Source organism: Achromobacter sp. KK8 (genome assembly GCF_054188005.1).
Genome location: NZ_CM135178.1, coordinates 1,853,104 through 1,876,802, shown reverse-complemented (window position 1 = coordinate 1,876,802; position 23,699 = coordinate 1,853,104). Strand labels below are relative to the sequence as shown.

18 protein-coding genes are annotated in these 23,699 nt (G+C 68.1%); 6 read left to right on the top strand and 12 right to left on the bottom strand.

Translation table 11 applies throughout. The features are described 5' to 3' along the window. Window position 1: 1 nt before the first annotated feature. Window positions 2-2,062: a site-specific recombinase gene (locus tag ACVN9Z_RS08670; RefSeq protein WP_070782231.1), complete on the top strand. Its 2,061-nt coding sequence runs from the start codon at window positions 2-4 to the stop codon at window positions 2,060-2,062. Here ACVN9Z_RS08670 and ACVN9Z_RS08665 read toward each other — a convergent pair. Genes ACVN9Z_RS08665 through ACVN9Z_RS08650 form a run of 4 tightly spaced genes read right to left on the bottom strand, consistent with a single transcriptional unit; the run spans window position 2,052 to window position 6,687 of the window. Further along, window positions 2,052-3,047, bottom strand: a complete 996-nt coding sequence (locus ACVN9Z_RS08665; RefSeq protein ID WP_053498797.1) for a Csu type fimbrial protein — start codon at window positions 3,045-3,047, stop codon at window positions 2,052-2,054. The two genes, ACVN9Z_RS08670 and ACVN9Z_RS08665, sit on opposite strands and share 11 nt — an antisense overlap. Continuing rightward, window positions 3,044-5,389, bottom strand: coding sequence for a fimbria/pilus outer membrane usher protein (locus ACVN9Z_RS08660; protein ID WP_458213341.1), 2,346 nt, complete (start codon window positions 5,387-5,389; stop codon window positions 3,044-3,046). Before ACVN9Z_RS08660 ends, ACVN9Z_RS08665 begins: the two co-directional genes overlap by 4 nt. A 57-nt stretch (window positions 5,390-5,446) precedes the next feature. Next, entirely contained in the window at window positions 5,447-6,172 is a 726-nt protein-coding gene (locus tag ACVN9Z_RS08655; protein ID WP_080684455.1) for a fimbrial biogenesis chaperone, read from the bottom strand. Continuing rightward, on the bottom strand, window positions 6,172-6,687 hold the full coding sequence (locus tag ACVN9Z_RS08650) for a Csu type fimbrial protein (protein WP_006387274.1): 516 nt from the start codon (window positions 6,685-6,687) through the stop codon (window positions 6,172-6,174). The genes ACVN9Z_RS08655 and ACVN9Z_RS08650 overlap by 1 nt, the downstream gene beginning before the upstream one ends. Window positions 6,688-7,156: 469 nt before the next feature. Between ACVN9Z_RS08650 and ACVN9Z_RS08645 the strand changes: the two genes are divergently transcribed. Together ACVN9Z_RS08645 and ACVN9Z_RS08640 are read left to right on the top strand one after the other, a co-directional pair. Next, a complete protein-coding gene (locus ACVN9Z_RS08645) occupies window positions 7,157-8,566 on the top strand; it encodes an MFS transporter (RefSeq protein WP_458213340.1) in 1,410 nt (469 codons plus the stop codon). 140 nt (window positions 8,567-8,706) lie between these two features. Further along, a complete protein-coding gene (locus ACVN9Z_RS08640) occupies window positions 8,707-10,329 on the top strand; it encodes a methyl-accepting chemotaxis protein (protein WP_457955394.1) in 1,623 nt (540 codons plus the stop codon). Window positions 10,330-10,370: 41 nt separating this feature from the next. On the opposite strand, the gene hutI is transcribed toward ACVN9Z_RS08640, so the two are convergent. The 6 genes from hutI to hutC all read right to left on the bottom strand — a co-directional run bounded on the left by hutI (window position 10,371) and on the right by hutC (window position 17,862). Beyond that, entirely contained in the window at window positions 10,371-11,588 is a 1,218-nt protein-coding gene (hutI, locus tag ACVN9Z_RS08635; protein ID WP_006387270.1) for an imidazolonepropionase, read from the bottom strand. Window positions 11,589-11,613: 25 nt separating this feature from the next. Then, window positions 11,614-13,143, bottom strand: a complete 1,530-nt coding sequence (hutH, locus tag ACVN9Z_RS08630; protein ID WP_458213339.1) for a histidine ammonia-lyase — start codon at window positions 13,141-13,143, stop codon at window positions 11,614-11,616. Between the two features lie 29 nt (window positions 13,144-13,172). Further along, entirely contained in the window at window positions 13,173-14,597 is a 1,425-nt protein-coding gene (locus ACVN9Z_RS08625; protein ID WP_006387268.1) for a purine-cytosine permease family protein, read from the bottom strand. Window positions 14,598-14,666: 69 nt separating this feature from the next. Then, entirely contained in the window at window positions 14,667-16,358 is a 1,692-nt protein-coding gene (gene hutU, locus ACVN9Z_RS08620; RefSeq protein ID WP_006387267.1) for a urocanate hydratase, read from the bottom strand. Between the two features lie 143 nt (window positions 16,359-16,501). Further along, window positions 16,502-17,122, bottom strand: a complete 621-nt coding sequence (locus ACVN9Z_RS08615) for a HutD/Ves family protein (protein WP_054441369.1) — start codon at window positions 17,120-17,122, stop codon at window positions 16,502-16,504. After that, window positions 17,119-17,862, bottom strand: a complete 744-nt coding sequence (gene hutC, locus ACVN9Z_RS08610; RefSeq protein WP_172965872.1) for a histidine utilization repressor — start codon at window positions 17,860-17,862, stop codon at window positions 17,119-17,121. Before hutC ends, ACVN9Z_RS08615 begins: the two co-directional genes overlap by 4 nt. Window positions 17,863-17,993: 131 nt before the next feature. Here hutC and ACVN9Z_RS08605 point away from each other — a divergent pair, with 131 nt between their 5' ends. The 3 genes from ACVN9Z_RS08605 (at window position 17,994) to ACVN9Z_RS08595 (ending at window position 21,514) form a co-directional block, all read left to right on the top strand. After that, on the top strand, window positions 17,994-18,284 hold the full coding sequence (locus tag ACVN9Z_RS08605) for a metal/formaldehyde-sensitive transcriptional repressor (RefSeq protein ID WP_025139862.1): 291 nt from the start codon (window positions 17,994-17,996) through the stop codon (window positions 18,282-18,284). Window positions 18,285-18,310: 26 nt separating this feature from the next. Further along, a complete protein-coding gene (locus ACVN9Z_RS08600; RefSeq protein ID WP_006387263.1) occupies window positions 18,311-19,420 on the top strand; it encodes an S-(hydroxymethyl)glutathione dehydrogenase/class III alcohol dehydrogenase in 1,110 nt (369 codons plus the stop codon). A gap of 168 nt (window positions 19,421-19,588) precedes the next feature. Further along, entirely contained in the window at window positions 19,589-21,514 is a 1,926-nt protein-coding gene (locus tag ACVN9Z_RS08595; protein WP_458213338.1) for a bifunctional metallophosphatase/5'-nucleotidase, read from the top strand. Here ACVN9Z_RS08595 and ACVN9Z_RS08590 read toward each other — a convergent pair. Both ACVN9Z_RS08590 and ACVN9Z_RS08585 read right to left on the bottom strand, forming a co-directional pair. Continuing rightward, a complete protein-coding gene (locus tag ACVN9Z_RS08590; RefSeq protein WP_054498149.1) occupies window positions 21,502-22,683 on the bottom strand; it encodes a glycosyltransferase family 4 protein in 1,182 nt (393 codons plus the stop codon). The genes ACVN9Z_RS08595 and ACVN9Z_RS08590 overlap by 13 nt on opposite strands. Then, on the bottom strand, window positions 22,683-23,681 hold the full coding sequence (locus ACVN9Z_RS08585) for a putative lipopolysaccharide glycosyltransferase (RefSeq protein WP_024067478.1): 999 nt from the start codon (window positions 23,679-23,681) through the stop codon (window positions 22,683-22,685). The genes ACVN9Z_RS08590 and ACVN9Z_RS08585 overlap by 1 nt, the downstream gene beginning before the upstream one ends. Window positions 23,682-23,699 lie beyond the last annotated feature (18 nt).

The window sequence follows — 23,699 nt, the reverse complement described above, 5'->3', positions numbered from 1 at the left end:
CATGCTGCCCTCTCTCTGGCGTAAATGGCGCGCGTCGCGGCATGGCGGGCCCCAGCTGGACACGATCCTCGCCAGCGCCGACCCCGAGGCGCCGCTGGCGCAGCGCAACCTGTGGATGGTGGACCTGTGCCGCTGGATCGACCGCCCCGGGCGCGATCCGGCCGAGGACGGCCGCCACCCGCAGCACGCGCGGCTGCGCTATGTGCTGCAGGTGCTGGAGAACAACCCCGCCCTGGCCGCTCCCGTGGCCGCCACGCTGCGCTCGCTGGTCACCGACAACGACCCGACCTCGCTGCTGTGTGACACCGGCGTGGCCTCGCACCCCGGATTCTGGGGCGAGTTCTGGGAGCGCGCGCAGGCGCGGCTGCTGCCGCCTCCGCCCAACCGCGGCGACATGTTCGGACTTTTCGCGCTGATCTTCCGCAGGGCGCATGATGCCGCCTGGATCGAGGCGCTTGACGAGGAAACCCGCGCCCGCTTGCGGCGCCTCATGCGCCATGGCGACGGCATCGCCCACGCCGATCCCCTGGCGCCCGAGCCGCCCCCGCGACACCTGGTCGACGCCCTGACCACCAGCATCCAGGTGCTGGCCAGCCAGGTGCGCGCCACGGGCCTGAGCCAGGACATCCGCTCGCGCCTGCCCGGCCGGGTGCGGGAGAGCCCATTCTTTGCCCTGGCCGCCGCCGCGGCGGAACTCTGCGACAGCGCCCCCGACACCCCGCGCGACGTCTTCGTCAGACGCCTCAATGTGTTTCGCGCCTTGCTGGACGGCTGCCGCGATGGCGCCCGTGACGTCTATGCCGAACTGGAACAGAACGGCGTATCGGTCGAAGTGGTGTTCCAGATCGAACGCATGAAACTGCGGCTGGCGCGCATCGAACTGCTGCTGGGCGTATGGGTCGACCCGACCCAGCGCAACAAGTACGCGCACCTGATCGCCGAACTGGTGCGTTCGACGCAGGCGCGCAGCAGCATCCGCCATCTGGCCGCCACCTCGTTTGCGCAATTGGCGCGCCGCGTCATGGATCGTACCGCCGAGACGGGGGAACACTACATCGCGCGCGACGCCACGGAATACCTGTCGATGCTCAAGGCCTCGGCGGGCGGCGGCCTGGTGATGGTGCTGACGGTCTACCTGAAGTTCTTCATTGTCTCGCTGCATCTGGACAAGTTCATCGAAGGGCTGCTGGCCTCGCTCAATTACGCGGGCGGATTTCTGGCCATCCACTTCGCCCACTTCACGCTCGCCACCAAGCAGCCGGCGATGACTGGCCCGGCCCTGGCGCACCGACTTGACCAAGCCAACACGCCCGAGGGCCGCGAGGCCTTCCTGGACGACACCCTGTCTATGATCCGCTCGAACGCGGCCGCCATCCTCGGCAACCTTGCGGTGGTGTTCCCGCTGGCCTGGGCGGTGCAATGGACGGCGCAACACTGGCTGCAACGGCCGCTGATTGACGCGCAGAAGGCGCAGGCGACGCTGGACTCGTTCTCGGCATGGGGACCGACGCCCATCTACGCCGCCGCAACCGGTGTGCTGCTGTGGCTGTCCAGCCTGGTTGCCGGCTGGGCCGACAACTGGTTCGCGCTGCACCGCGTCCATGACGTGATGGCCTACGACCGACGCATCCGCCACCTGTTCGGCGCGCGAGGCGCGGCGCGCTGGGCCGGTTTCTGGCAACGCAATATATCCGGCATCGCGGGCAACGTCTCGCTGGGATTGATGCTGGGTCTGGGACCGGCCATCGTCAGTTTCTTCGGTCCGCACGTCGAGGTCCGCCACGTCACCCTGAGCGCCGGCCAGATTGGCGCGGCCATCGGCGCGCTGGGCTGGCAGGTCGTGCATACACACGCGTTCTGGATGGCCGTGGCGGGCACTGCGTTGACCGGCATCCTCAACGTGGGCGTGAGCTTCGCGCTGGCGTTCAACGTGGCGCTGCGTTCGCGCAACCTGCGCCGCGGCGACCGCAAGGCGCTGGCGCTGGGCGTGCGCCGGCGCATCTGGCAACGACCGGCCACATTGTTCTGGCCTGTCAAGCCGCGAGAGCCGCTCAAAACGTGATCGTGACCAGGACGGTATCGCTGTAGTTGCCCGGGCGCGGCGTGGCCTGCGCGGGCACGCGCCCATAGACCGTGAACGTTTGGTTGGCGCCCGTGCCGGTGCCATTGAGCGTCGTGCCGCCGGTCACCCCATCGCCCCAGACGGTCGCATAGTTGGCATCCTGGTACAGCTGGTAGCCGACCGTGTCGGCGGCGGTCGCATGTTTCATCTTGCGCGCCATCACGTTGTTGGCCACCGAACCGCCGTTGAGCGCCACGGCAAAGGCGTTGTTGTTGGTACAGCGCACCGTGACCTGCGCATTGGCTGTCACCGCCTGCTTCAACAGGCCCTGCGGTGGAAACGCCAGATTGGTCGCATTGATGGTGCAGTTCTTCTGCACCGTCGCCTGCACGGTCAGCGGGATGAACAACCGTTGCGTGAGCAGCGCGGCCGAGATCGGGCAGTTCACCAGCAGGGTGGACAACAGGCCGATCGAAATGTCCACATAGCCGCCGGTGGTATAGGTTTCGCTGTATAGCGTGTTGGCGTTGCCGATCGTGGAAACGCCGCTCTGGCCACCCGGCAACTTGGCGTAGTAGGAGAACCTGGCGGAGGCGTCGCCGCCCAGCGCGGGGCCAACCAGCAGTATCGACGTCGGCCCGGTGGTGGCGGCCGTGCTCCACACCTGCGTTCGGCTACTGTCGGTGTACAGGTTGTAGTTCATGCGGAACGAAGCCGCGCCCATGGCACGGGCGCCCGTGGACGGGCTGGTGTTGCCCACGCCCATGTTGAAACACAGGCGCGCCCCGAGCGCCAGTGCGGTGAAATTGCAGGAGACCTCAACGGTGTTGGAATCGGCAAACGTATCGGCAGGCAACAGGGGGTTGACCGTGCCGAAGTTGATTGTCGAGGTCGTACCTGCCGCCAGCGAGCAGGAGCTGGCCTGTGCGGGCGCCGCCGCGTCCAGGCCCAGCAACAGTCCCACCACGCACAATGCGTACCTCATGAGTCGGGCCCCCTCAATGGCTGGCAGACGAATGGCCCCAGCGTGGGCAACGGACGCGCGGGGTCGTGCCGGTACGGGAAATCGACCACGCATGACACTGCGCCGCCCGAGACCCGCAAATGGTTTTCGGCCTGCAGGTCTTCCACGAAGGCGATGCCGTCGTAGCCCACCACTGACTGCTTGCCGCTTTCGACATGCGCCACGCGCGCACCCACGGGCAGCATGCCGCCGTCTGGCAGATGCAGGATGACCGACGCCGCCGCATAGCGCTGCAACGCGAACTTGACCAGCACGCCGGAACCGGCCTGCGGCACCGCCACGGCCTTGGTCGTCTCCAGCTTCATGTCCACCGGCAGCTCGTCGGGGTCGATCGAAAGACGGTTGGTCTGGTAGGAATTCAGGTCTGGCACCAGCAGGTGACCGGCGCTGTTGGTGCGGCCCAGCTTGCGGTTCTCGTGCAGCACCGCCACGTCCGGCGTGCCGTCGGTGCTGACCAGCGCAAAGCCGTCGTTGATACGGCGCGATGGCGTCAGCGCACCGTCCATCAACACCAGCGCGCCGACCGCCTGCACCGCCGCCTGGCCGCGCCCGCCGTAGTCCTGGCCCAACGCGGTCAGCTGGCCGTAGCGGCCCAGGAATTGCAGCTTGCCCTGGTTGTACTGCGCACCGCCGCTGCGCCCATTCTCGACACCCCAGCCCCAGCCGCCGTCGTAGTCGACATTGCGCTGCGCGCCGACGCTGTAGATGCCCTGTTCGCCCTGCCGGCCGACCGAGGCGTTGACCTGGGTGGAGTCGCCCAGCAGGATGGACAAACCGATATAGACGCCATGCGAACCGGTCTGCGCGAAGTCGTTGTACGCACTGATGTTCATGGAAACGCGGCTGTGCAAGTTGGCGGTATAGGACGCCGACCCGATCCGGGCGGCCGGCGCCTGCGGCAGGCGGACACCGACATAGCTCAGCGCGACGCTTTGCGACTGCGTCAACGGCAGCGAGAAGGTGGCTCGGTCGGTCTGGCGCGGCACCGGCACGTCCTCACGCGAGCCCAGATCGCCGTAGTCGCCGAGCGCGCGCACGGCTTGCAGCTCGATACTGAATGCCGGCTCGATGTACTGGTAGCCCAGGCTGACCTGGGCGCCGTTGTACTGACCGGCGCTGCCGGACAGGGCGCCGTTGACAACGCCCGCCTGGCCCAGCCGCACCAGTGCGCCGGCGCCGGCGTTGTAGACGCCCGCGCTCAACTCGGTATGGCCTTCCAACGTCAACGCGTCGCTCATGCCGTAGCGCCCCGACGCCGTCACGGCGGGCCGCTTGTCATAGTCGGACGAACGCACACTGAACTGGCGCCTTGCGACGCCGGCCTCGATCGAGTAGCTGGACAGGCCGGTGGCCAGCATGCGCGTGTCGATATACAGCGGCACCGAGGTACTGACGCTGCGTCCCAGCGCGTCGCGCGTGACCAGCGTGGCCTGGCCCGAACCGGTGATACCGGGGATTTGATTGACCACGAACGGCCCGGCCGGCACATTGCCGGAATACTGCTGCACGCCATTGACGTACAGCGACACCGACGTCGGCACCACTGACGAGGCGCTCAACGACGACACGGGAAACGTCACCAAGTCGGGCCGCAGCGCGAAGTTGCGGCCCCACTGGATGCCCGCCACGCGCACAGAGCGCGACCAGTTCAGCGACGAGGTGATGGTATCGCCGATCCGCAGCGTGCGCAGGGTATCCTGGTCGGAGTGGGTCCAATAGGTGTCGTAGCGGACATAGCGGTCCGCGCGCCCGCCCAGGTATGCGGTCCCGGTATTGTTCAGCGTGCCTTGGGGATCGAAGTAGCGCTGCTCGCTGTACATCGATACCTTGTTGAATGCGTCGGTCTGGGCATACGCCTCATAGTTCAGGATCAGCCCTCGCCCCGAGGTGGCGCGCGGGGTCTGGGGCACGCCCCGCGTATCCACTTCGAAAGGACGGCGCAACGCGTCCGGCACCACCAGGTTCACCGTCTGCATCGCGGCGTTGTAGGTGTAGCGCAGCCCTGCGATGTCGTCGAGCGCAATCTCGCTGGCGCGGGAAGCGCCCAGCCTGCTCACATCCACGCCGACCGAGCCCAGCGCGCCGGCGCTGGCGGACAGCCGGCCCTGCGCGTCCCGGAAGCGCAACAGTTGCGTGGTGTTCACGCCGTTGATACTCACCTCCAAATAGACGTCGCGTTCGGTGATGTCACCGAACGACACCAGTTGGATGGGCAGGTCCGCCGCCGCCGCCGCCGCGCCGGACAACGCGAGCACGAGGCGGCAGGCACAGCGCCCGCCAGCACGGATCGCACGTACTGCCATGGGCTGCCTTCTCTTACCCCCGCCGGCCACCGGCACGGCGGCGCGGGACGCAATCGGTCAGTCGACTCGCGGTGTGATGGTGACGAAGCTGCCGTTCACCAGGGCCCGTATTCTGATCGGACCGGCCGCGTCATGCCTGGCGGGAAAGCGCCACAAGCGCTCGCGACCGGCCAGCGCATATCCCAACAGGCCGTCCACCTTCGCCAGCGGCGTGTCACCACTCGACAGCAACTGCAGCGACGCCACCTGGGCATAGCGGCTGCCGCTGTTGCCCAACCGAAGCACCCATTCCTTGCCCTGCCGGGCCAGGTGCCAGGCCAGTTCAGGCACCCGCTCCGGCGTGGCGCCCGCGACGAACACCGGCACGGAATAGCGCATGCGCAGCACCACGCCATTGACGCGCGATGTCGCGGGGTCGGGGATTTCGTCGATCACCAGCCGGTAGCTTTGCTCCATCGGAGCCAGTTCCTTGCTCACGCGCACCAGGCGCACCAGTTGCTCGCCGTTGGGCGGCACCTGGATGATCGGCGGACTGGCCTGGATCTCTTGCGTGGGAGTCAACACGTCATCGCCCTGCGCCTGGTCCCAGGCATACACGCGTACCTGGCCGTAGATCGGGGTTGCGCCCGGGTTGCGCAGCAGGATGCCGGAGGCGCCCTGCTGCGGCGCCAGGTCCACCAGCACCGGCGAAATCTGCAGGGTGGCGGCCTGGATCGGCATTGCCGCCAGGCTGATCCAGCCGGCCCATATCGCCACGGCCAGCCCGCGCAGGACGCGGGCCACTAGAAGTACACCGTCGCGGTGACAGTGGACGAATACGTGTCGGGCGCGGGCGTGGTCTGCGCCGGCACGGTGCCGTTCACGGTCAGCGCTTGCGACGAGCCGTTGCCGGTGCCGCCGACACGATCGGCGGTGCCGGTGTCGCCCCAGACCACCGTCTGGTTGGGCGCGGGCTGGTACAACTGGTAGGACACCACGGACGTCGTGTTGCCGGTAGTGGTGCCCTGCATGTAGCGCGTGGCGAAGGTGGAGCCGGTGCCGGTGCCAGCGCTCAGGCCCACCGTGTAGGGCGTGGTGTTGGTGCAGGTCACGTTGACCGTGGTGGTGTTGTTCAGCGCGGTATTGAGCACGCCGTGGCTGCCGAAACTGAGATTATTCGCACCGATGGTGCAGTTCGCGGTGATGGTCAGCGTCACCGCCATGTTGGCCGTGGTCTGGGCCCGCGCCGCTTCGGGCCAGGCCGCGGCCGTCGCCAGGGTGAAAGTCAGAGTCGTCGCGCACAAGGACAAGCGTTTCATGAATCACTCCCACGAAATACCGCTGCACTGTCAGACCTGCGTGAAGAATAATGGTACGGCCAATAAACCGGTTTCGCACAATTTGTTTAATTCAACATCCCCGACATTTACCACTTCTCACCAACCGGATTAAAAATCGGGGAAAAGAAATTGAAGTTCCCTATGAAAACACGATTGGATCGATGCCGGATAAATTGTTGTAATTCAGCACACTAGAGAATTTCAATTAGTAACCAATATTCAAATACGGGAGGATTTCCCGGGCTGGAAATTACGCACGGGAGATTATCTGGCCGCATGCGAAAGTCACTGCCCGGTCGCATTATCCGGACGCGGCCAGATAATCGGCCGTCAGCGCTGCCGAGGCGCGCCGGCGCCTGACGAAGCGTTGAATCGACATGTCGCACTAGAATCGACGCTTCCCCACAGCCGGCGCCCCCCTCGCCCCGGCGCCAGGCCACGGCATCCCATGTTCTCCTTCTCACGCAACACCATCCACCCCGCAGGCCAGGGCCTGCCGGCCTCCGAACGCCTGGGCGCCTTGCTGGCCGTGATGCTGGCGGTCTGCATGGCCAGCCTGGACACCGCCATCGCCAACACCGCGCTGCCCACCATTGCGCGCGACCTGCGGGCCAGCGACGCGGGTTCGATCTGGGTCATCAGCGGCTACCAGCTGGCGATGGTCGCCGGCCTGCTGCCGGCTGCCGCGCTCGGCGAGATCCTCGGGCATCGCCGCGTCTACATGGTCGGCATCGTGGTGTTCACGCTGGCGTCGCTGGCCTGTGGGCTGGCGCCCACCCTGCCTGTGCTGGTGGCCGCGCGCATCCTGCAGGGGCTGGGCGCGGCCGGCGTCATGAGCGTGAACGCGGCGCTGCTGCGCTTCATCTATCCCGCGCCGGTGCTGGGACGGGGCATGGGCCTGAACGCCATGGTGGTGGGACTGTCCTTCGCGGCCGGCCCGACGGCGGCCTCCACCATCCTGCTGCTGGGATCATGGCATTGGCTGTTCCTGGTCAACGTGCCTATCGGCCTGCTGGCCATGGTGCTGGGCCTGCGCGGCCTGCCCCCCACGACGCGCGCGCCGCACGGTTTCGACGGGCTGGCCGCCGCGCTGTGCGCGTTGACGCTGGGACTGTTCGTGCTGGGGTCGAACGAACTGGCGCACGGTGCGCCGTGGCAGCGCGTCACGCTGGAATGGGGCCTGGCGGCCGCCAGCCTGTGGCTGCTGATGCGGCGCCAGGCCGGCCATCCCGCGCCCATCCTGGCGGTGGACCTGTTGCGCCGGCCGCTGTTCGCGCTGTCGGCCGCCACCGCCGTATGCGCGTTCGCGGCGCAGGCGCTGGCCTTCGTGTCGCTGCCATTCCTGTTCCAGACCGTGCTCGGCTACACGCAGGTGCACACAGGCTTTCTCATCACGCCCTGGCCGGTCGTGGTGGCCTTCATGGCGCCCATCGCCGGCCGCCTGTCGGACCGCTATCCGGCCGGCATGCTGGGCGGCGTCGGCCTGGCCTTGCTGGCCCTGGGCATGGCATCGCTGGCCTTGCTGCCGGCCGCGCCATCCGCATGGGACATCTCGTGGCGCATGGCGTTGTGCGGCGCCGGCTTCGGGTTTTTCCAGTCGCCCAACCTGCGCGCCATCATGACCTCGGCGCCGCCATCGCGCGCGGGCGGCGCCAGCGGCATGATCGGAACGGTGCGCCTGCTGGGACAGGCCAGCGGCGCCGCGCTGGTGGCCGCCTGCTTCAATGTCTCGAGCACCCATGGCGCGGTGATGGCGCTGTGGCTGGGCGGCCTGTGCGCCGCGCTGGCCAGCCTGGCCAGCTTCGCGCGGCTGCGTTTCGGCGCGGTCGAGCCCGCTGATGCGCCGGCGGCGCGTTGAAATCGCCGTTTTATTGCGGTTAATGTCGTTATATATCGGTGATCGCCAGACACATACGTAAGATGTGCAACACGCGCTAAATATTCGTTCAGGGCGGGCCGTTGTCCGGGTGTAGTCCCGTACCTCCCTGAATGACGCGTATGACACAGTTCCTGAAAGACATCACCATCCGCCGCATGATCCTGTGCACGCTGCTCACGATCAGTGTCCTGCTAGCCGGCCAGTCGGCCATCAGCGTAAAAGGGTTGCAAAGCTCCGGTGAAGCGCTCGCCGCCAGCTATGAACTCCTGAACGAAGTCTCATCCCTCTCCCGCGTCAACGACCAGATCATGCGCGCCCGCCTGCGGTTGGCGCGCCAGATGGAATACGTCCGCGACGGTCTGGCCGCCCCCGCGGCGGAAGAAGGCCGAGCGATCGACGCCGCGTTGGAGGCCGCCCGCAAGAATCAGGCCGCTTTCCTCGAATCGGCCAAGGACAGCGCGCCCGCCTCGATACTCGAACCGCTGCAAGGCGGCTTCAATGCGCTGGTCAACGATGGCATCGCGATCCAGCGCGGCTTCCTGGCGGCCGAGGACCTCGAAAAGGCCCGCGCGCACGCCGCCGGCCCGGTCATCGCCGCCAGCCGCGCCTTCGGCAAGGCCATCGAGAACTACGAGGCCTATGCGCAGGAACGCCAGGACGCCCTGCGCAACAGCGCGCAGCGGGAACGCCAGCAGGCCTACACGGGCATCGGCGTGCTGCTCGGCATCTGCCTGCTGCTGCTGGTTCTGGGCGACCGCTACGTGGTGCGCTTCGTGCGCCAGCCGCTGGACCAGGTCAAGCGCCACTTCCAGCACATCGCCGCCGGGGACCTGACCGCGCCCATCGCGCCCTATGGCAGGAACTGCGTCGGCCAGCTGATTCCCTATCTGCAGGAAATGCAGGCCAGCCTGGTGCGCACGGTGCACGCGGTGCGCGACGGCGTGGCCGAGATCAACACCGGCTCCAGTGAAATCGCCGCTGGCAACCAGGACCTTTCCAGCCGCACCGAACAGCAGGCCGCCTCCCTCGAAGAGACCGCCGCCAGCATGGAGGAACTGCTGTCCACCGTCACCAGCAACGCCGACAACGCGCGCCAGGCCAACGCCATGGCCGCCGAGGCCTCGGAAGTGGCTCGTCGCGGCGGCGCGGCGGTGCAGAGCGCGGTCGCCACAATGCGCGAGATCGCCCAGGACTCGGGACGTATCGAGGATATCGTCGGCGTCATCGACGGAATCGCGTTCCAGACCAACATACTGGCGCTGAATGCCGCGGTCGAAGCCGCCCGCGCCGGCGAGCAGGGCAAGGGCTTCGCCGTGGTTGCCGGCGAAGTGCGTTCGCTGGCACAGCGCAGCGCCAGCGCCGCCAAGGAAATCAAACAGCTGCTCGGCGCGTCCGGCGCAACCGTGCAGGCCGGCGCGGCGCAGGTGGAAACCGCCGGCCGGACCATGCAAGAGATCCAGCTCGCCATCGAGCGCCTGACCGTGCTGGTGGGCGACATCGCCGCCGCCTCGCGTGAACAGGTCACCGGCATCGGGCAGGTCAATACCGCGGTCACGCAGATGGACCACGTCACGCAGCAGAACGCGGCGCTGGTCGAACAGGCCGCCGCCGCGGCCGCCTCGCTGGAATCACAGGCCCAGCGCCTGCAGCACTCGGTCAGCACCTTCCGCCTGCCCGCCGGCCAGCAGGACCCGGCGCCGCTGGCGTTGCCGGTGCGCGACACGCTGGCCCTGCCGGCCTGACCGGCCGCGGGCCGTTGATCTCCGGCGACCGCGCGGCCGCGCTATTGCAGCGTGGCCGCGTGGACGTCGACGCCGTGGCGGATGACCCGCTTGGGCAGGTCGCCGCCAATCCAATAGGCCAATTCGGCCGGATGAGCAACGTCCCAGGCGACGAAATCCGCCATCATGCCGGCGGCCAGCACGCCGTGCGTCGCCTGCAGGCCCAGGGCGCGGGCCGCATGCACGGTGGCGCCGGCCAGCGCCTCCTGCGGCGTCAGGCGGAACAATGTGCAGGCCATGCTCAGCATCAGCCGCAACGACAGCGCCGGCGAGGTGCCGGGGTTGAGATCGCTGGAAATCGCGATCGGCACCCCGTGGCGGCGCAACAGTTCGACCGGCGGCAATTGCGTTTCGCGCAGCGCGTAGAACGCGCCGGGCAGCAGCACCGCCACCGTGCCGGCTGCCGCCATGGCGCGCGCGTCCGCCTCGGTCAGGTATTCAAGGTGATCGGCCGACAGCGCGCCGTAGCGCGCGGCCAGGCTGGCGCCATGCAGCGACGACAACTGTTCTGCGTGCAGCTTCACCGGCAGGCCCAGCTGGACCGCGGCCTGGAATACGCGTTCGACTTGCGCGGGCGAGAATGCCAAGTGTTCGCAGAACGCATCGACCGCGTCCACCAACCCCTCGGCCGCCAGCACCGGCAGCATGCGGCGCGCGACCTCGTCGATGTAGTCGTCGGCGCGTCCGGCGAACTCCGGCGGCAGGGCATGCGCGGCCAGGCAGGTGGCGCGCACGGTCAACGGCAGCGTCTGTCCCAGGTGCCGCGCCACGCGCAGCATCTTGCGCTCGTTGGGCAGATCCAGGCCATAGCCCGACTTGATCTCCAGCGTGGTCACGCCATCGCGCAGCAGATGCAGCGCGCGGCGCCGCGCGCTGGCGTACAACTGCTGCTCCGAAGCGGCGCGGGTCGCCCGCACGGTGCTGGCGATGCCGCCGCCCTGCGCCGCGATCACGGCGTAGTCCACGCCCTGCAGGCGCTGCTCGAATTCCTGGCTGCGGTCGCCGCCGAACACCAGGTGGGTATGGCAATCGATCAGGCCGGGCGTCACCCAGGCGCCAGCCAGGTCGTGCACGGGCGCGTCCCCGTCCGGCGGCAGCGCCGCCTCGGGACCGATCCATTCGATACGATCGCCGCGGGTCACCAGCGCGGCCCGTTCGATCGTCGCGTATTCCCCGCCCGCCATGGTCGCGGCGTGGCAATTGCGCCAGACCTGTTTCATCGCGTCACTCCCGTCATCGACATGGTCAAAGGCTGGGCAACAGGCCCGGCGGCATCAGCGCGTTCAGGTGGCGGTCCGCGATCAATCGGCTGGCCGCCTCGATGTCGGGCGCGAAGAAGCGGTCCTTCTCGTAGTGCGCCACCTTCCCGCGCAGCAGGCCGCGCGCGCGTTCCAGCTTGGGCGATGTCTTCAAGCCGGCGCGGAAATCCAGGCCCTGGCACGCGCCCAGCCATTCGATCGCCAGGATGTCGCGCACATTGTCGGCCATCGGCCAGAGCCGCTTGCCGGCGTTGGGCGCCATCGATACGTGGTCTTCCTGGTTGGCCGACGTCGGCAGGCTGTCGACGCTGGCCGGATGGGCCAGGGCCTTGTTGTCGCTGGCCAGCGCGGCCGCGGTGACCTGCGCGATCATGAAGCCCGAGTTGACGCCGCCATTGCTCACCAGGAATGGCGGCAACTGCGACATGTGCTTGTCCATCATCAGCGAAATGCGGCGCTCGGACAGCGCCCCGATCTCGGCCAGCGCCAGGGCCAGGTTGTCGGCCACCAGCGCCACGGGCTCGGCATGGAAATTTCCGCCCGACAGCACGTCGCCCTGTTCGGCGAACACCAGGGGGTTGTCGGAGACGGCGTTGGCCTCGATCTGCAACACCTGCGCCACATGGCGGACCTGCGTCAGGCAGGCGCCCATCACCTGCGGTTGGCAACGCAGCGAATAGGGGTCCTGGACCTTGCCGCAATCGACGTGCGAATGGCCGACTTCGCTGTCTTCGGTCAGCAGGTCGCGGTATACCGCGGCCACGTCGATCTGGCCGGGCTGGCCGCGCGCTTCGTGGATGCGGGCGTCGAAGGGAACGCGCGAGCCGAGCATGGCCTCGACGCTGAGGCTGCCGCATACCAGGCCGGCCGCCAACAGGTCTTCGGCCTCGAACAGGCCGCGCAGCGCGTAGGCGGTCGACACCTGGGTGCCGTTCAGCAGCGCCAGGCCTTCCTTGGCCGCCAGCGTCAGGGGTTCCAGGCCGGCGCGCGCCAGCGCCGCCTTCGCGGGCAGCCATTCGCCGTCACAGCGCGCCCGGCTTTCGCCCAGCAACAACAGCGACATGTGCGCCAGCGGCGCCAGGTCGCCCGATGCTCCCACCGACCCCTTGAGAGGAATGTGCGGATAGACGCCCGCGTTGACCAGCGCGATCAGGCTGTCGATGACCTGGCGCCGGATGCCGGAACGGCCACGCGCCAGGCTGTTTATCTTGAGCACCATGATCAGCCGCACCATGTCGTCGCCCAGCGGCTCGCCCACGCCCGCCGCGTGCGACAGCACCAGCGAGCTTTGCAGCGCCTCCAGATCCTCGCGCGCGATCCGGGTGGAGGCCAGCAGGCCAAAGCCGGTGTTGATGCCATAGGCGGTGCGGCCGTGGGCAACGATGCGCTCGACGCAGGCGACGCTGGCGTCGATCGGCCCGTAGGCGGCCGGGTCCAGCGTCACGCGGCCCGGATGCTGGTAAACCTGGCGCAGTTGCGCCAGCGTCAGATGGCCGGGTTTGAGGTGCAGATCCATGTTGTTGTTCTCCAGGACGGGATGCGGTGTCAGGCGATGTCGGCGCCACGCCGCGCCGGGGCCGGACAGGGCGCGGGCCGGGGATCGCGGCGGGCGAAAACGTAATAGAGCAGCCCGGGCACGATCAGGCCGATGATCCACGAGATATCGACGCCGCCCAGGCGCGCGACCAGCGGACCCGTATAGAGCTTGGTCGAGATAAACGGCATCTGCACCAGCACGCCGAACACATACACCAGGATGCCGGGCCAGTTCCAGCGGCCGTAGCGGCCATCGGGATCGGACAGCGCTGCCACATCGTAGCGCTCGCGGTTGATGAAGTAATAGTCGACCAGGTTCACGGCGCTCCAGGGCGTGAAGAACGCCAGCAGGAACAGGATGAACGACTTGAAGGCATTCAGGAACGAATGCTGGCCCAGCCAGGCGACCAGCGTGGCCGCGCCCACGATCAACAGCACGAACACCAGCCGCTGGCGCCGCGAGATATCCACATGGCCGCGAAAGCCGCTGATGATGGTGGCGATGCACATGAAGCTGCCGTACGAGTTCAGCGTCGAGATGGTGACCTTGCCGAACGCGATGCTGAAGTACAGCGCCGCCGCGGTGGCGCCGGCGCCGCCCAGGCCGACGATGTAGGCCACCTCGCGGCCGGCGAACTGGCCCGCCGCCATGGCCGCCGCCAGCACCCCCAGCGTCATCGCGATCTGCGCGCCCAGCACGGAACCCAGGCCGACCGCCAGGAAGGTCCCGAACGAAGAGGTCCGGCTGGGCAGGTAGCGCGAGTAGTCCGCCACATACGGGCCATAGGCGATCTGCCAGGACGCCGCCAGCGACACCGCGAGCAGGAACGAGGCCCAGCTGAAATGACGGATCTGCAGCAATTGCCCCACGTCGCCCAGCGCGATCACGCGGCTGAACAGGTAGACGAAGGCGATCAGGCCCAGCACGCTGGCCACGCGGCCGATGATGTGGATCATGCGGTAGCCGAACACCGTCACCAGCACGATGACCGCCGCGAATATCAGAATGCCGGCGCTGTCGCTCACCCCCAGCAACTGGCCGATGGCCTGCCCCGAGAGCACCGTGCCGGTGGCGGTGAAGCCCAGGTACATCAGGCACACCAGCACGATCGGGATGGCGGCGCCATAGACCCCGAACTGCACCCGGCTCGAGATCATCTGCGGCAGGCCCAGTTTGGGGCCCTGCGCCGCGTGCAGCGCCATCACCGCGCCGCCGAACACCTGGCCGACGAACAGGCCGACCAGCGACCAGAATACGTCGCCGCCCAGCACCACCGCCAAGGCGCCCGTGACGATGGCGGTGATCTGCAGATTGGCGCCCAGCCACAGCGTGAACTGGCTGTAGAGCCGCCCGTGGCGCTCCGTTTCCGGGATGAAGTCGATCGAGCGCCGCTCGACCAGCGTTCCCTTTGGCACCGCGCTGTCCTGCTCCATGCATTGTCTCCTTGCGGACGCCGCCATGCGGCGCCCTGGTTCTTCTGGATGAGGCCGCCTGCGGGCGGTTCAGCGCGCGGCATCGACCATGGGCAGGTCCAGCCCTTGCTCGCGGGCGCAGTCGATGGCGATGTCGTAGCCGGCGTCGGCATGGCGCATCACGCCGGTGCCCGGGTCGTTGGTCAGCACCCGCGCGATGCGCTCGGCCGCCGCGTCGGTGCCGTCGCACACGATCACCATGCCCGCGTGCTGCGAGAAGCCCATGCCCACGCCGCCGCCGTGGTGCAGCGACACCCAGGTGGCGCCGCCGGCGGTATTCAAGAGCGCATTGAGCAATGGCCAGTCGGACACCGCGTCGGAACCGTCGCGCATGGCCTCCGTCTCGCGGTTGGGGCTGGCCACCGAGCCGGAATCCAGGTGATCGCGGCCGATCACCACGGGCGCCGACAGTTCGCCGCTGCGCACCATCTCGTTGAACGCCAGCCCGAGGCGGGCGCGCTGGCCCAGGCCAACCCAGCAGATCCGCGCCGGCAGGCCCTGGAAGCGGATGCGCTCGCGCGCCATGTCGAGCCAGCGATGCAGGTGCGCGTCGTCGGGAATCAGTTCCTTGACCTTGGCGTCGGTCTTGTAGATGTCCTGCGGATCGCCCGACAGCGCGGCCCAGCGGAACGGGCCCACGCCGCGGCAGAACAGCGGGCGGATGTAGGCCGGCACGAACCCTGGAAAATCGAAGGCATTGGCCACTCCCTCGTCCTTGGCCATCTGGCGGATGTTGTTGCCGTAGTCGAAGGTCGGGATACCCTGCTTCTGGAACGCGAGCATGGCCTTGACGTGCACGGCCATGGACTGCTTGGCGGCCTTCACCACCGCGGCCGGTTCGCTGCGGGCGCGCTCGCGGTACTCGGCCCAGGTCCAGCCGGCGGGCAGATAGCCATTGAGCGGGTCATGCGCGCTGGTCTGGTCGGTGACCATGTCCGGACGCACCCCGCGGCGCACCAGCTCGGGCAGCACTTCGGCGGCGTTGCCGCACAGCGCGATCGATACCGCGCGGCCTTCCCTGGTGTAGCGGGCGATGCGCGCCAGGGCGTCATCCAGGTCGGTGGCCTGCTCGTCCACATAGCGGGTGCGCAGGCGAAAGTCGATGCTGGCCTGCTGGCACTCGATGTTCAGCGAGCAGGCGCCGGCCAGCGTCGCGGCCAGCGGTTGCGCACCGCCCATGCCGCCCAGGCCGGCGGTGAGCACCCAGCGGCCGCCGAGATCGCCGCCGTAGTGCTGGCGGCCGGCCTCGACGAAGGTCTCGTAGGTGCCCTGCACGATGCCCTGGCTGCCGATGTAGATCCAGCTGCCGGCGGTCATCTGGCCATACATGGCCAGGCCCTTGGCGTCGAGTTCGTTGAAGTGTTCCCACGTGGCCCAGTGCGGCACCAGGTTGGAGTTGGCGATCAGCACGCGCGGCGCGTTGGCGTGGGTCTTGAACACACCCACCGGTTTGCCCGACTGCACCAGCAGGGTTTCGTCCGCTTCCAGGCGCTTGAGCGTTTCGACGATACGGTCATAGCAGTCCCAATCGCGCGCGGCGCGGCCGATGCCGCCATACACCACCAATTCCTTCGGGTTCTCGGCCACCTCCGGGTCGAGATTGTTCATCAGCATGCGCAGCGGCGCCTCGGTCAGCCAGCTCTTGGCCGTCAGCTGGTTGCCGCGCGGGGCGCGGATCTCGACATCGCGGTATCGGTTCGATTTTTCCAAGGCAGTCTCCATGATCCGGGGCCTGGCGCGTCGTGCATTGACGCGCGGCCTGTTGCCGGAATCATAGGATGCCTATGCTTGTATATACAAGCTCGCAAGACCAATTCACCGATCGGGGATTTCCCGCATTCCCGGCCGAAACCGGGCCGCAGCGTTCAGCCCCGGCGCGGCTGCAGTTCGATCAGGCAGGCGTCCAGCGCGCCTGGGGCTTCCAGCCGGAATTCGGCCAGGCCGTCGCGCTGCGCATCGAGCGCGGTACGCTCGATGTGCAGGCAGTCATAGCGCGCCGGCGCTGGCAGCGGCTGGCCGTCGCGCCACACCGTCAGCGGCCCGCCCGCGTTCAGCAGCAGCACGGTGCTGGCCGCGCTGTGGAAACGCCAGTGCCGCGCGGCGCCGATCCATTGCAGGCGGGCGCGGTAATGGCGCGGGGAGTAGATCAGGTTGAAATCGCGGATGGGGCCGTCCAGCAGCCGGCAATCGACGGCGGCATCGCCGGAAAAGGCGTAGGCCTCGCGCGGCCGCAGCGGCGGCTGCGCGCGGCCGTCGACGGTCAGCGCGATGCCGGCGCCTTCCAGCACCGTGATGATGCGCTGCAGGCCGCTGAACAGCGAAAAGCCGCCGTCCTGCGCCACGTCGGCGATAGACAGGCGCCATTCGAACGCGCTCGTGCTGCCGCCATCGTTGCAGGCCACTTCCTGGGTGGTGCCGCCGCCATTGCGCCAGGGCATGCGGGGATAGTCTTGTGCCCGGTACAGGCGCACGTCATGCGAAATCATGTGGTGAATTTTCCTTCGAGGCGGTGGCGCGATCCGGGATGGATCAGGCGCGCCAGCGTGACCGCGCGCTCGCCCGACCAGGTGCGGCGGCGGATCAGCAGGCAGGGTTCGCTACGGTCGATCTGCAGCAGCTGGCACTCGCGCGGCTTGGCGACGATGGCTTCCACCACGTGCTCGCCCTCGGTCAACGGCGCCACCCGCGTCAGATATTCATAGGGGGTGTGCTGGGTGAAGTCCTGCTTGAGATAGTCGGGCGCCAGCCGCACGTTGACGTAACGGTCTTCGAGCTGGATCGGCACATCGTCTTCGAAGTGCACGATGAGCGAATGGAACACCGGCTGGCCTTCGCGGATGTCGAGCGCCGCCGCCTGCTCGCTGCCCGCCGGCTCCTCGACCAGGCGCACCACGCGGCTGTGGTGCCGATGGCCGCGCGCCGTGATCTCGTCGGCGATGTTGTTGACGGAGAACAGCGCCGACCGGGCCTTGGGCTGGGCCACGAACGTGCCCACGCCCTGCATCCGTACCAGCAGGCCTTCGGCCGTCAGCTCGCGCAACGCCCGGTTGACGGTCATGCGGGAATAACCCAGTTCCTGCACCAGCTCGCTTTCCGACGGCACGCGGTAATGCGCCGGCCACGCGCCGGTACGGATCTGCTGCGCGATCATCTGCTTGAGCTGCGCATAAAGTGGCGCCGGCAGGGCGCTGGCCTGGGGCGGCAAGCGGGGCGGGTGAGAGGCCACGTGTAATCCTGTGTCGTGCCATTGGACGAATGGCGATTATAGGGCCCTAGACATGTACAGACAGGCGGCCCGCGCTGGACGCCCTGGCAATGTCCACGTATACTCCCCCCCTGTATCTACCGGAGCCCGCCGTGCCCCATTCCCCCGCAGAGAAAAAGCGCGTCACCACCCGCCTGCGCCGCATCCAGGGCCAGGCGCTGGCGCTGGAGCGCGCCGTCAACGAAGGCACGGAATGCGGCGCGCTGCTGCAACAGCTGGCCGCCCTGCGCGGCGCGGCCACGGGACTGATGGCCGAAGTGCTCGAAAGCCATCTGCGCGAGACATTCCTGCAATCCGCCCAGGGCGGACGACCCGGCGCCACGCTCGAACCCGAAGCGGAAATCGACCAGGTCATGCGCATCGTCCGCTCTTACCTCAAATAACCCCATCCGACCTTCTGGAGCCTCCCATGAAATCACGCGCCGCCGTCGCATTCGGCCCTGGCAAGCCGCTGGAAATCGTTGAAATCGACGTCGCGCCGCCCCAACGCGGCGAAGTGCTGGTGCAGATCACCCACACGGGCGTCTGTCACACCGACGCCTTCACCCTGAGCGGCGACGACCCCGAAGGCCTGTTCCCCGCCGTGCTGGGCCATGAAGGCGCGGGCGTGGTGGTCGAGGTCGGCGAAGGCGTGACCTCGCTCAAGCCGGGCGATCACGTCATTCCGCTCTACACGGCCGAATGCCGTGAGTGCAAGTTCTGCCTGTCGGGCAAGACCAACCTGTGCCAGAAAGTGCGCGCCACCCAGGGCAAGGGCGTGATGCCCGACGGCACCTCGCGCTTCAGCTACGAGGGCAAGCCGCTCTACCACTACATGGGCTGCTCGACCTTCAGCGAATACACCGTGGTCAACGAGATCTCGCTGGCCAAGATCAACCCGGCCGCGCCGCACGAGAAGGTCTGCCTGCTGGGCTGCGGCGTCACCACCGGCCTGGGCGCGGTGCACAACACCGCCAAGGTCAAGGAAGGCGACACCGTGGCCGTGTTCGGCCTGGGCGGCATCGGCCTGGCGGTGATCCAGGGCGCGGTGCAGGCCAAGGCCGGCCGCATCATCGCGGTCGACACCAACCCCAACAAGTTCGTGCTGGCCAGCGCCATGGGCGCCACCGACTGCATCAACCCCAAGGACCACGACAAGCCGATCCAGGAGGTCATCGTCGAACTCACCGACGGCGGCGTGGACTTCTCGTTCGAATGCATCGGCAACGTGCACGTGATGCGCGCCGCGCTCGAATGCTGCCACAAGGGCTGGGGCGAGAGCATCATCATCGGCGTGGCCGGCGCCGGCCAGGAAATCAGCACGCGCCCCTTCCAGCTGGTCACCGGCCGCGTCTGGCGCGGTTCGGCCTTCGGCGGCGTCAAGGGCCGCACCCAGCTGCCCGGCATGGTCGAGGACGCGATGAGCGGCAAGATCGACCTGGACCCGTTCGTCACGCACACGCTGCCGCTGGACCGCATCAACGAGGCCTTCGACCTGATGCATGAAGGCAAGTCGATCCGTACCGTGATCCATTACTGACGCGCCGACCGACGTCCCCGCGGGCCCGGCGTTTGCGCGCCGGGCCCGCTTCTTTTGCATGACAGATCCGCGACAGCCGCCACGATCGATGTGACAGGCCTGTCATTCATCTTCACGTCATCTCGGCCCGCGACCATGCGCCCTCCGAAGACAGAGGGATGCTCGCGAATGATCACGTGGAAGAGGACGGCCGGCGCGGCCGCATTGAGCCTGGTGGCGCTGCTGGCCGGTTGCGGGGGCAGCGACGATGACGACACGCCGGCCGGCCCGGCGCCGAATCCCGCGCCGCTCGCCAGCCGGCCGATGGAACTGACGATCCTGCACATCAACGATCATCATTCCAACCTGGACAGCAAGAAAAAAGACCTGAAGCTGCTGAACGCCGCGGGTTCGCGCGTCACGGTCAATGCCGAGATCGGCGGCTTCCCGCGCGTGACGGCCGCCTTCCAGGCGCTGTCCGCTCAGGCGCCCAACGTGCTCAAGCTGCATGCCGGCGACGCCACCACCGGCACGCTCTACTTCAATCGCGCTGGCGAACCGGGCGAGGCCGACGCCGCCCTGATGAACACGGTCTGCTTCGATGCCATGACGCTGGGCAACCATGAGTTCGACAAGGGCGACAGCGGCCTGAAGCGCTTCGTCGAACTGCTGCACTCCGGCACATGCCAGACGCCCGTGCTCAGCGCCAACGTCACCTTCGGCGCCAACTCGGCCTTGAATCCGTCGCGCGCGCCTGGCATGGTCAAGCCATCCATCATGCTGCAACGCGACGGCCAGCCCATCGGCTTGGTCGGCCTGACCATCGCCAACAAGACGCAGCAGTCGTCCAGCCCCGACCCCGACACGCTGTTCTCCGACGAAACCGCCGCCGCGCAGCAGCAGATCGACGCCCTGCGCGCGCAAGGCGTCAACAAGATCGTGGTGATGAGCCACATCGGCTATGACTACGACAAGCGGATCATTCCCAACCTCAGCGGCGTGGATGTGGTGGTCGGCGGCGACTCGCACACCCTGCTGGGCCCGGCCGCGCTGTCCACCTATGGCGTCGGCTCGCCCGCCGGCGCGTACCCCACCGAACTGCGCAACAAGGACGGCAAGCTCGTCTGCCTGGTGCAGGCCTGGGAATACTCGCAGGTGGTCGGCGAACTGAAGGTGAGCTTCGACGCGAATGGCGATGTGACCGCCTGCGCCGGCACGCCCCACGTGCTGATGGGCGACACCTTCAAGATCGGCGGGGCCGCGCCCGCCTCGGCCGACCAGGCCGCCATCGTGGCCGACGCGGCCGCCAGCGGCTTCCTGCGCGTGCAGGCCCCGGACGCGCAGGCCACGGCCGTGCTGCAGCCTTTCAAGGCCAAGGTCGACGCGTTCAGCGCCAGCCTGGTGGCGACGGTGCCGCAGGAGCTGTGCTCGCGGCGCGTCCCCGGCGGCCCCGGCTCGCGCGACTACGGCCGTTCCAGCGTCGCCTGCAACACGCTCGGCAACGTCAGTCTGCACGGTGGCGACATCCAGCAACTCGTCGCGCAGGCCTACCTGGAAGTGGCCAATGCCAACTATGGCGGCGCCGATATCTCGCTGCAAAGCGGCGGCGGCGTGCGCGTGCCGCTGCTGGGCAACGTGACCGCGGCCAACGTGATCGAGGTGGTTCCGTTCGGCAACATGCTGTGGCGCCTGGATGTCACCGGCGCCGAGGTCAAGAACATGCTGGAAGACGGGATGCAGGCGGTCTACGGCCCCGGCGGCTCCACCGGCCCCTACCCGTACGCGGGCGGCCTGCGCTGGGATGTGAATGCGGCCCTGGCCCAGGGCAGCCGCGTGTCGAACATCGAGGTGCGCGACAACGCCAGCGGCAACTGGCTGCCGCTGGACCTGAACCGCACCTACAAGCTGTTCGTCCTGAGCTTCAACGCCACCGGCGGCGACGGCTACAAGACTCTCGCCAACGTGCCGGCGGCGCGGCGCCAGGACATCGGCGTGCTGGATGCCGACGTGCTGCAGGCCTACATCGACAAGCAGGCCAGGGACCCCGTGTCCGGCCTGCCGGTGCTGAACCTGCTGCCGATCGACCTCTACAGCACCAAGACCTACAGCGAATGAGCCTGCGGGCCTGGCCCCCTCCAAGCGGGGGCCAGGTCCTGGCGCGGCAGCGCGGCGCGCCCGCTTTCAGCGTAGACCAACTCGGTGCCGCGCACGAAGGTCTCCAGCGAGAAATCCCTGACCGCCTTGCGCCGCGCCGCCGCCGCCATCCAGTCCAGCAGAATCCGGTTTTCCAGGACATCGGCCAGTATCTCCGCCACGCGCGCCACCGCGCCGGCCGGAACGATCCAGCCGCTGCTGCCGTTGACGACATTCTCGGCCAGCCCGCCCGTGTCGCTGACGATGACGGGCTTGCCGGCCGCCATCATTTCGCGGCAGGCAAACGAGATCGTCTCCAGACTGGATGACAGCACGAAGCCCAGGTCCGTCGCCGCCAGCAGCGGCCGCACGTCCTGCAGCAAACCCGTGAAGACCACCGCGTCGCGCATGCCCATCTCGTCGACCCGCTGCAGGTCGGCCGCGCTGGGCGGCTGGCCGGCAATCAGGACGGCGATCTGGCGCCGCTGCGCCTCGGGCAGCATTGCCACGGCCGCGACCATATCCAGCCAATTCTTGTAGGCGGCGGTGCCCGCCTGGCTTCCCACCACCAGCCGGTCCCTCAGCGCCGCCGGCAACAACTGCTCGCGCGCCAGGGCCGCCTCATGCGGCGACGCGGGACGAAAGCGCCGGGTATCCACGCCGTTGCGCACCAGCCGCAGGTCCGCCGGCCGGAACGCCGAACGACGCATGCCGTCGAAGGTATGCTGGCTGACGCAGATGACCCGGTCGGTCGCCAGCCCGGCCCGCAGCCGCGTGCCAAGACTGCGCGGATGGCGGCCGTTGTGCTGGGTATAGACCATGAACGGACGCAACGGCCCCATGCCCATCGACGCCAGCATGCACAGACGGTGGTCCGCCGAACCATTGACGTGGACCACGTCGAATGCCTCGGCCCGCAGCAGCGCGCGCAACTGCCGCAGCGCGCGCCATTGCCGGGCGGGCGCGCCCTTGAACTGCAGCGCGATCGCGCGCACGCCGGGCAGAGCGCCGGCTTCATCCAGCAGGCGGCTGCCGCATGGCGCGGCAATGGTGATGTCGGCCTTTCCGCTGAGCATGCGCGCCAGCGAAATGACGTAGGTCGTATGGCCGCCGCCGTCGCCCTGGTGGAAATTGGTATAGAGGATCTTCATCAATCGGATTCCGCAAACGTTCCCGTGGCCGTCCCGGGTGGCAGCAGGCAGCGCCAGTGCCGCTTCTCGAATACGTCCGGCCCCAGGCGGCTGGCCTCGGACAGGTTGTAGACCTTGACGCCGCGCGCCGCGAGCAGGGCGGCCGCGCGGCGAAATGCCGGCTCGATGTGCCCGTCGAATTGCCGGTCCAGCGCCGTCGCCAGCGCCGCGCCGCCATGCTCATAGAAGCGCGGCCCCGCCGCGCTCGTCAGGTCCAGGCCATGCAGATACACCGTGGGCGCGCCCAGCCAGGCAAGCAGCTGCAGCGCGGTGTACGCCACCGTGCCTCCGCCGAACAGCCCGCGAGGCGGGTCGAGGCTGAAGCCGTGCGCATGTTCCGGATGGTGGGCATCGAACAGCACCAGCCCGGCATCGCCTTCCAGTTCACGCGCCAGCGCATCCGGGTCGGCGCGCGGTTGTTGGGCCCGCTGGTGCACCTCCTCGAACAGCGCGATGGAACACCGTATCCGCCGCGCATCGAACAGGAACGCGATCCAGCGATAGACCTCGGGGGTGACGAACAACAGCAGGTCCTGCGACAGCACCTGCGCCACCAGATCACGGCGGCGACGCACGAATCCCGCATCCAGCATGGCGTAGTAGTCGAAGCGCAAGCCGGGGTGCCTCTGGCGCAGCGCGATCGAGCCATTCACGCCCATCACCGTCTCCAGCACGCATTGGTCGTAGTCGATGCGGGCCACCGACGGGCCGCTGAGGATCAGGTGCGCCGCGGCCGTGATACGCCGCGCCACCATGGCCAGCGGCAACAGGCCCGGGCCGGTCGCGCCCCGCAACGCGCAGCCCGACAGGCGGCCGGCCGGATCGCGTTGCACCCGCACAAAGGGCCACAGCACGGCGTTGTGGCGCTGGGCCGGTGGCCGCGTGTGGCGATAGAGCATCCGCAACCCCTTGGCGAGGGGCCGGCTCGACAACAGTCGCGATAGCAGCGGGCGTTTCATGGTCGGCGCGCGCCGTGA

Excerpts from the sequence above, each read along its gene's own strand:
- ACVN9Z_RS08600 (WP_006387263.1), top strand. The coding sequence starts at position 18,311 with ATGAAATCACGCGCCGCCGTCGCATTCGGCCCTGGCAAGCCGCTGGAA.
- ACVN9Z_RS08670 (WP_070782231.1), top strand. The coding sequence starts at position 2 with ATGCTGCCCTCTCTCTGGCGTAAATGGCGCGCGTCGCGGCATGGCGGG.
- ACVN9Z_RS08585 (WP_024067478.1), bottom strand. The coding sequence starts at position 23,681 with ATGAAACGCCCGCTGCTATCGCGACTGTTGTCGAGCCGGCCCCTCGCC.
- ACVN9Z_RS08645 (WP_458213340.1), top strand. The coding sequence starts at position 7,157 with ATGTTCTCCTTCTCACGCAACACCATCCACCCCGCAGGCCAGGGCCTG.
- ACVN9Z_RS08650 (WP_006387274.1), bottom strand. The coding sequence starts at position 6,687 with ATGAAACGCTTGTCCTTGTGCGCGACGACTCTGACTTTCACCCTGGCG.
- ACVN9Z_RS08615 (WP_054441369.1), bottom strand. The coding sequence starts at position 17,122 with ATGATTTCGCATGACGTGCGCCTGTACCGGGCACAAGACTATCCCCGC.
- ACVN9Z_RS08665 (WP_053498797.1), bottom strand. The coding sequence starts at position 3,047 with ATGAGGTACGCATTGTGCGTGGTGGGACTGTTGCTGGGCCTGGACGCG.
- ACVN9Z_RS08625 (WP_006387268.1), bottom strand. The coding sequence starts at position 14,597 with ATGGAGCAGGACAGCGCGGTGCCAAAGGGAACGCTGGTCGAGCGGCGC.
- hutI (WP_006387270.1), bottom strand. The coding sequence starts at position 11,588 with ATGAAACAGGTCTGGCGCAATTGCCACGCCGCGACCATGGCGGGCGGG.
- hutH (WP_458213339.1), bottom strand. The coding sequence starts at position 13,143 with ATGGATCTGCACCTCAAACCCGGCCATCTGACGCTGGCGCAACTGCGC.
- ACVN9Z_RS08590 (WP_054498149.1), bottom strand. The coding sequence starts at position 22,683 with ATGAAGATCCTCTATACCAATTTCCACCAGGGCGACGGCGGCGGCCAT.
- hutU (WP_006387267.1), bottom strand. The coding sequence starts at position 16,358 with ATGGAGACTGCCTTGGAAAAATCGAACCGATACCGCGATGTCGAGATC.
- ACVN9Z_RS08595 (WP_458213338.1), top strand. The coding sequence starts at position 19,589 with ATGATCACGTGGAAGAGGACGGCCGGCGCGGCCGCATTGAGCCTGGTG.
- ACVN9Z_RS08660 (WP_458213341.1), bottom strand. The coding sequence starts at position 5,389 with ATGGCAGTACGTGCGATCCGTGCTGGCGGGCGCTGTGCCTGCCGCCTC.
- ACVN9Z_RS08640 (WP_457955394.1), top strand. The coding sequence starts at position 8,707 with ATGACACAGTTCCTGAAAGACATCACCATCCGCCGCATGATCCTGTGC.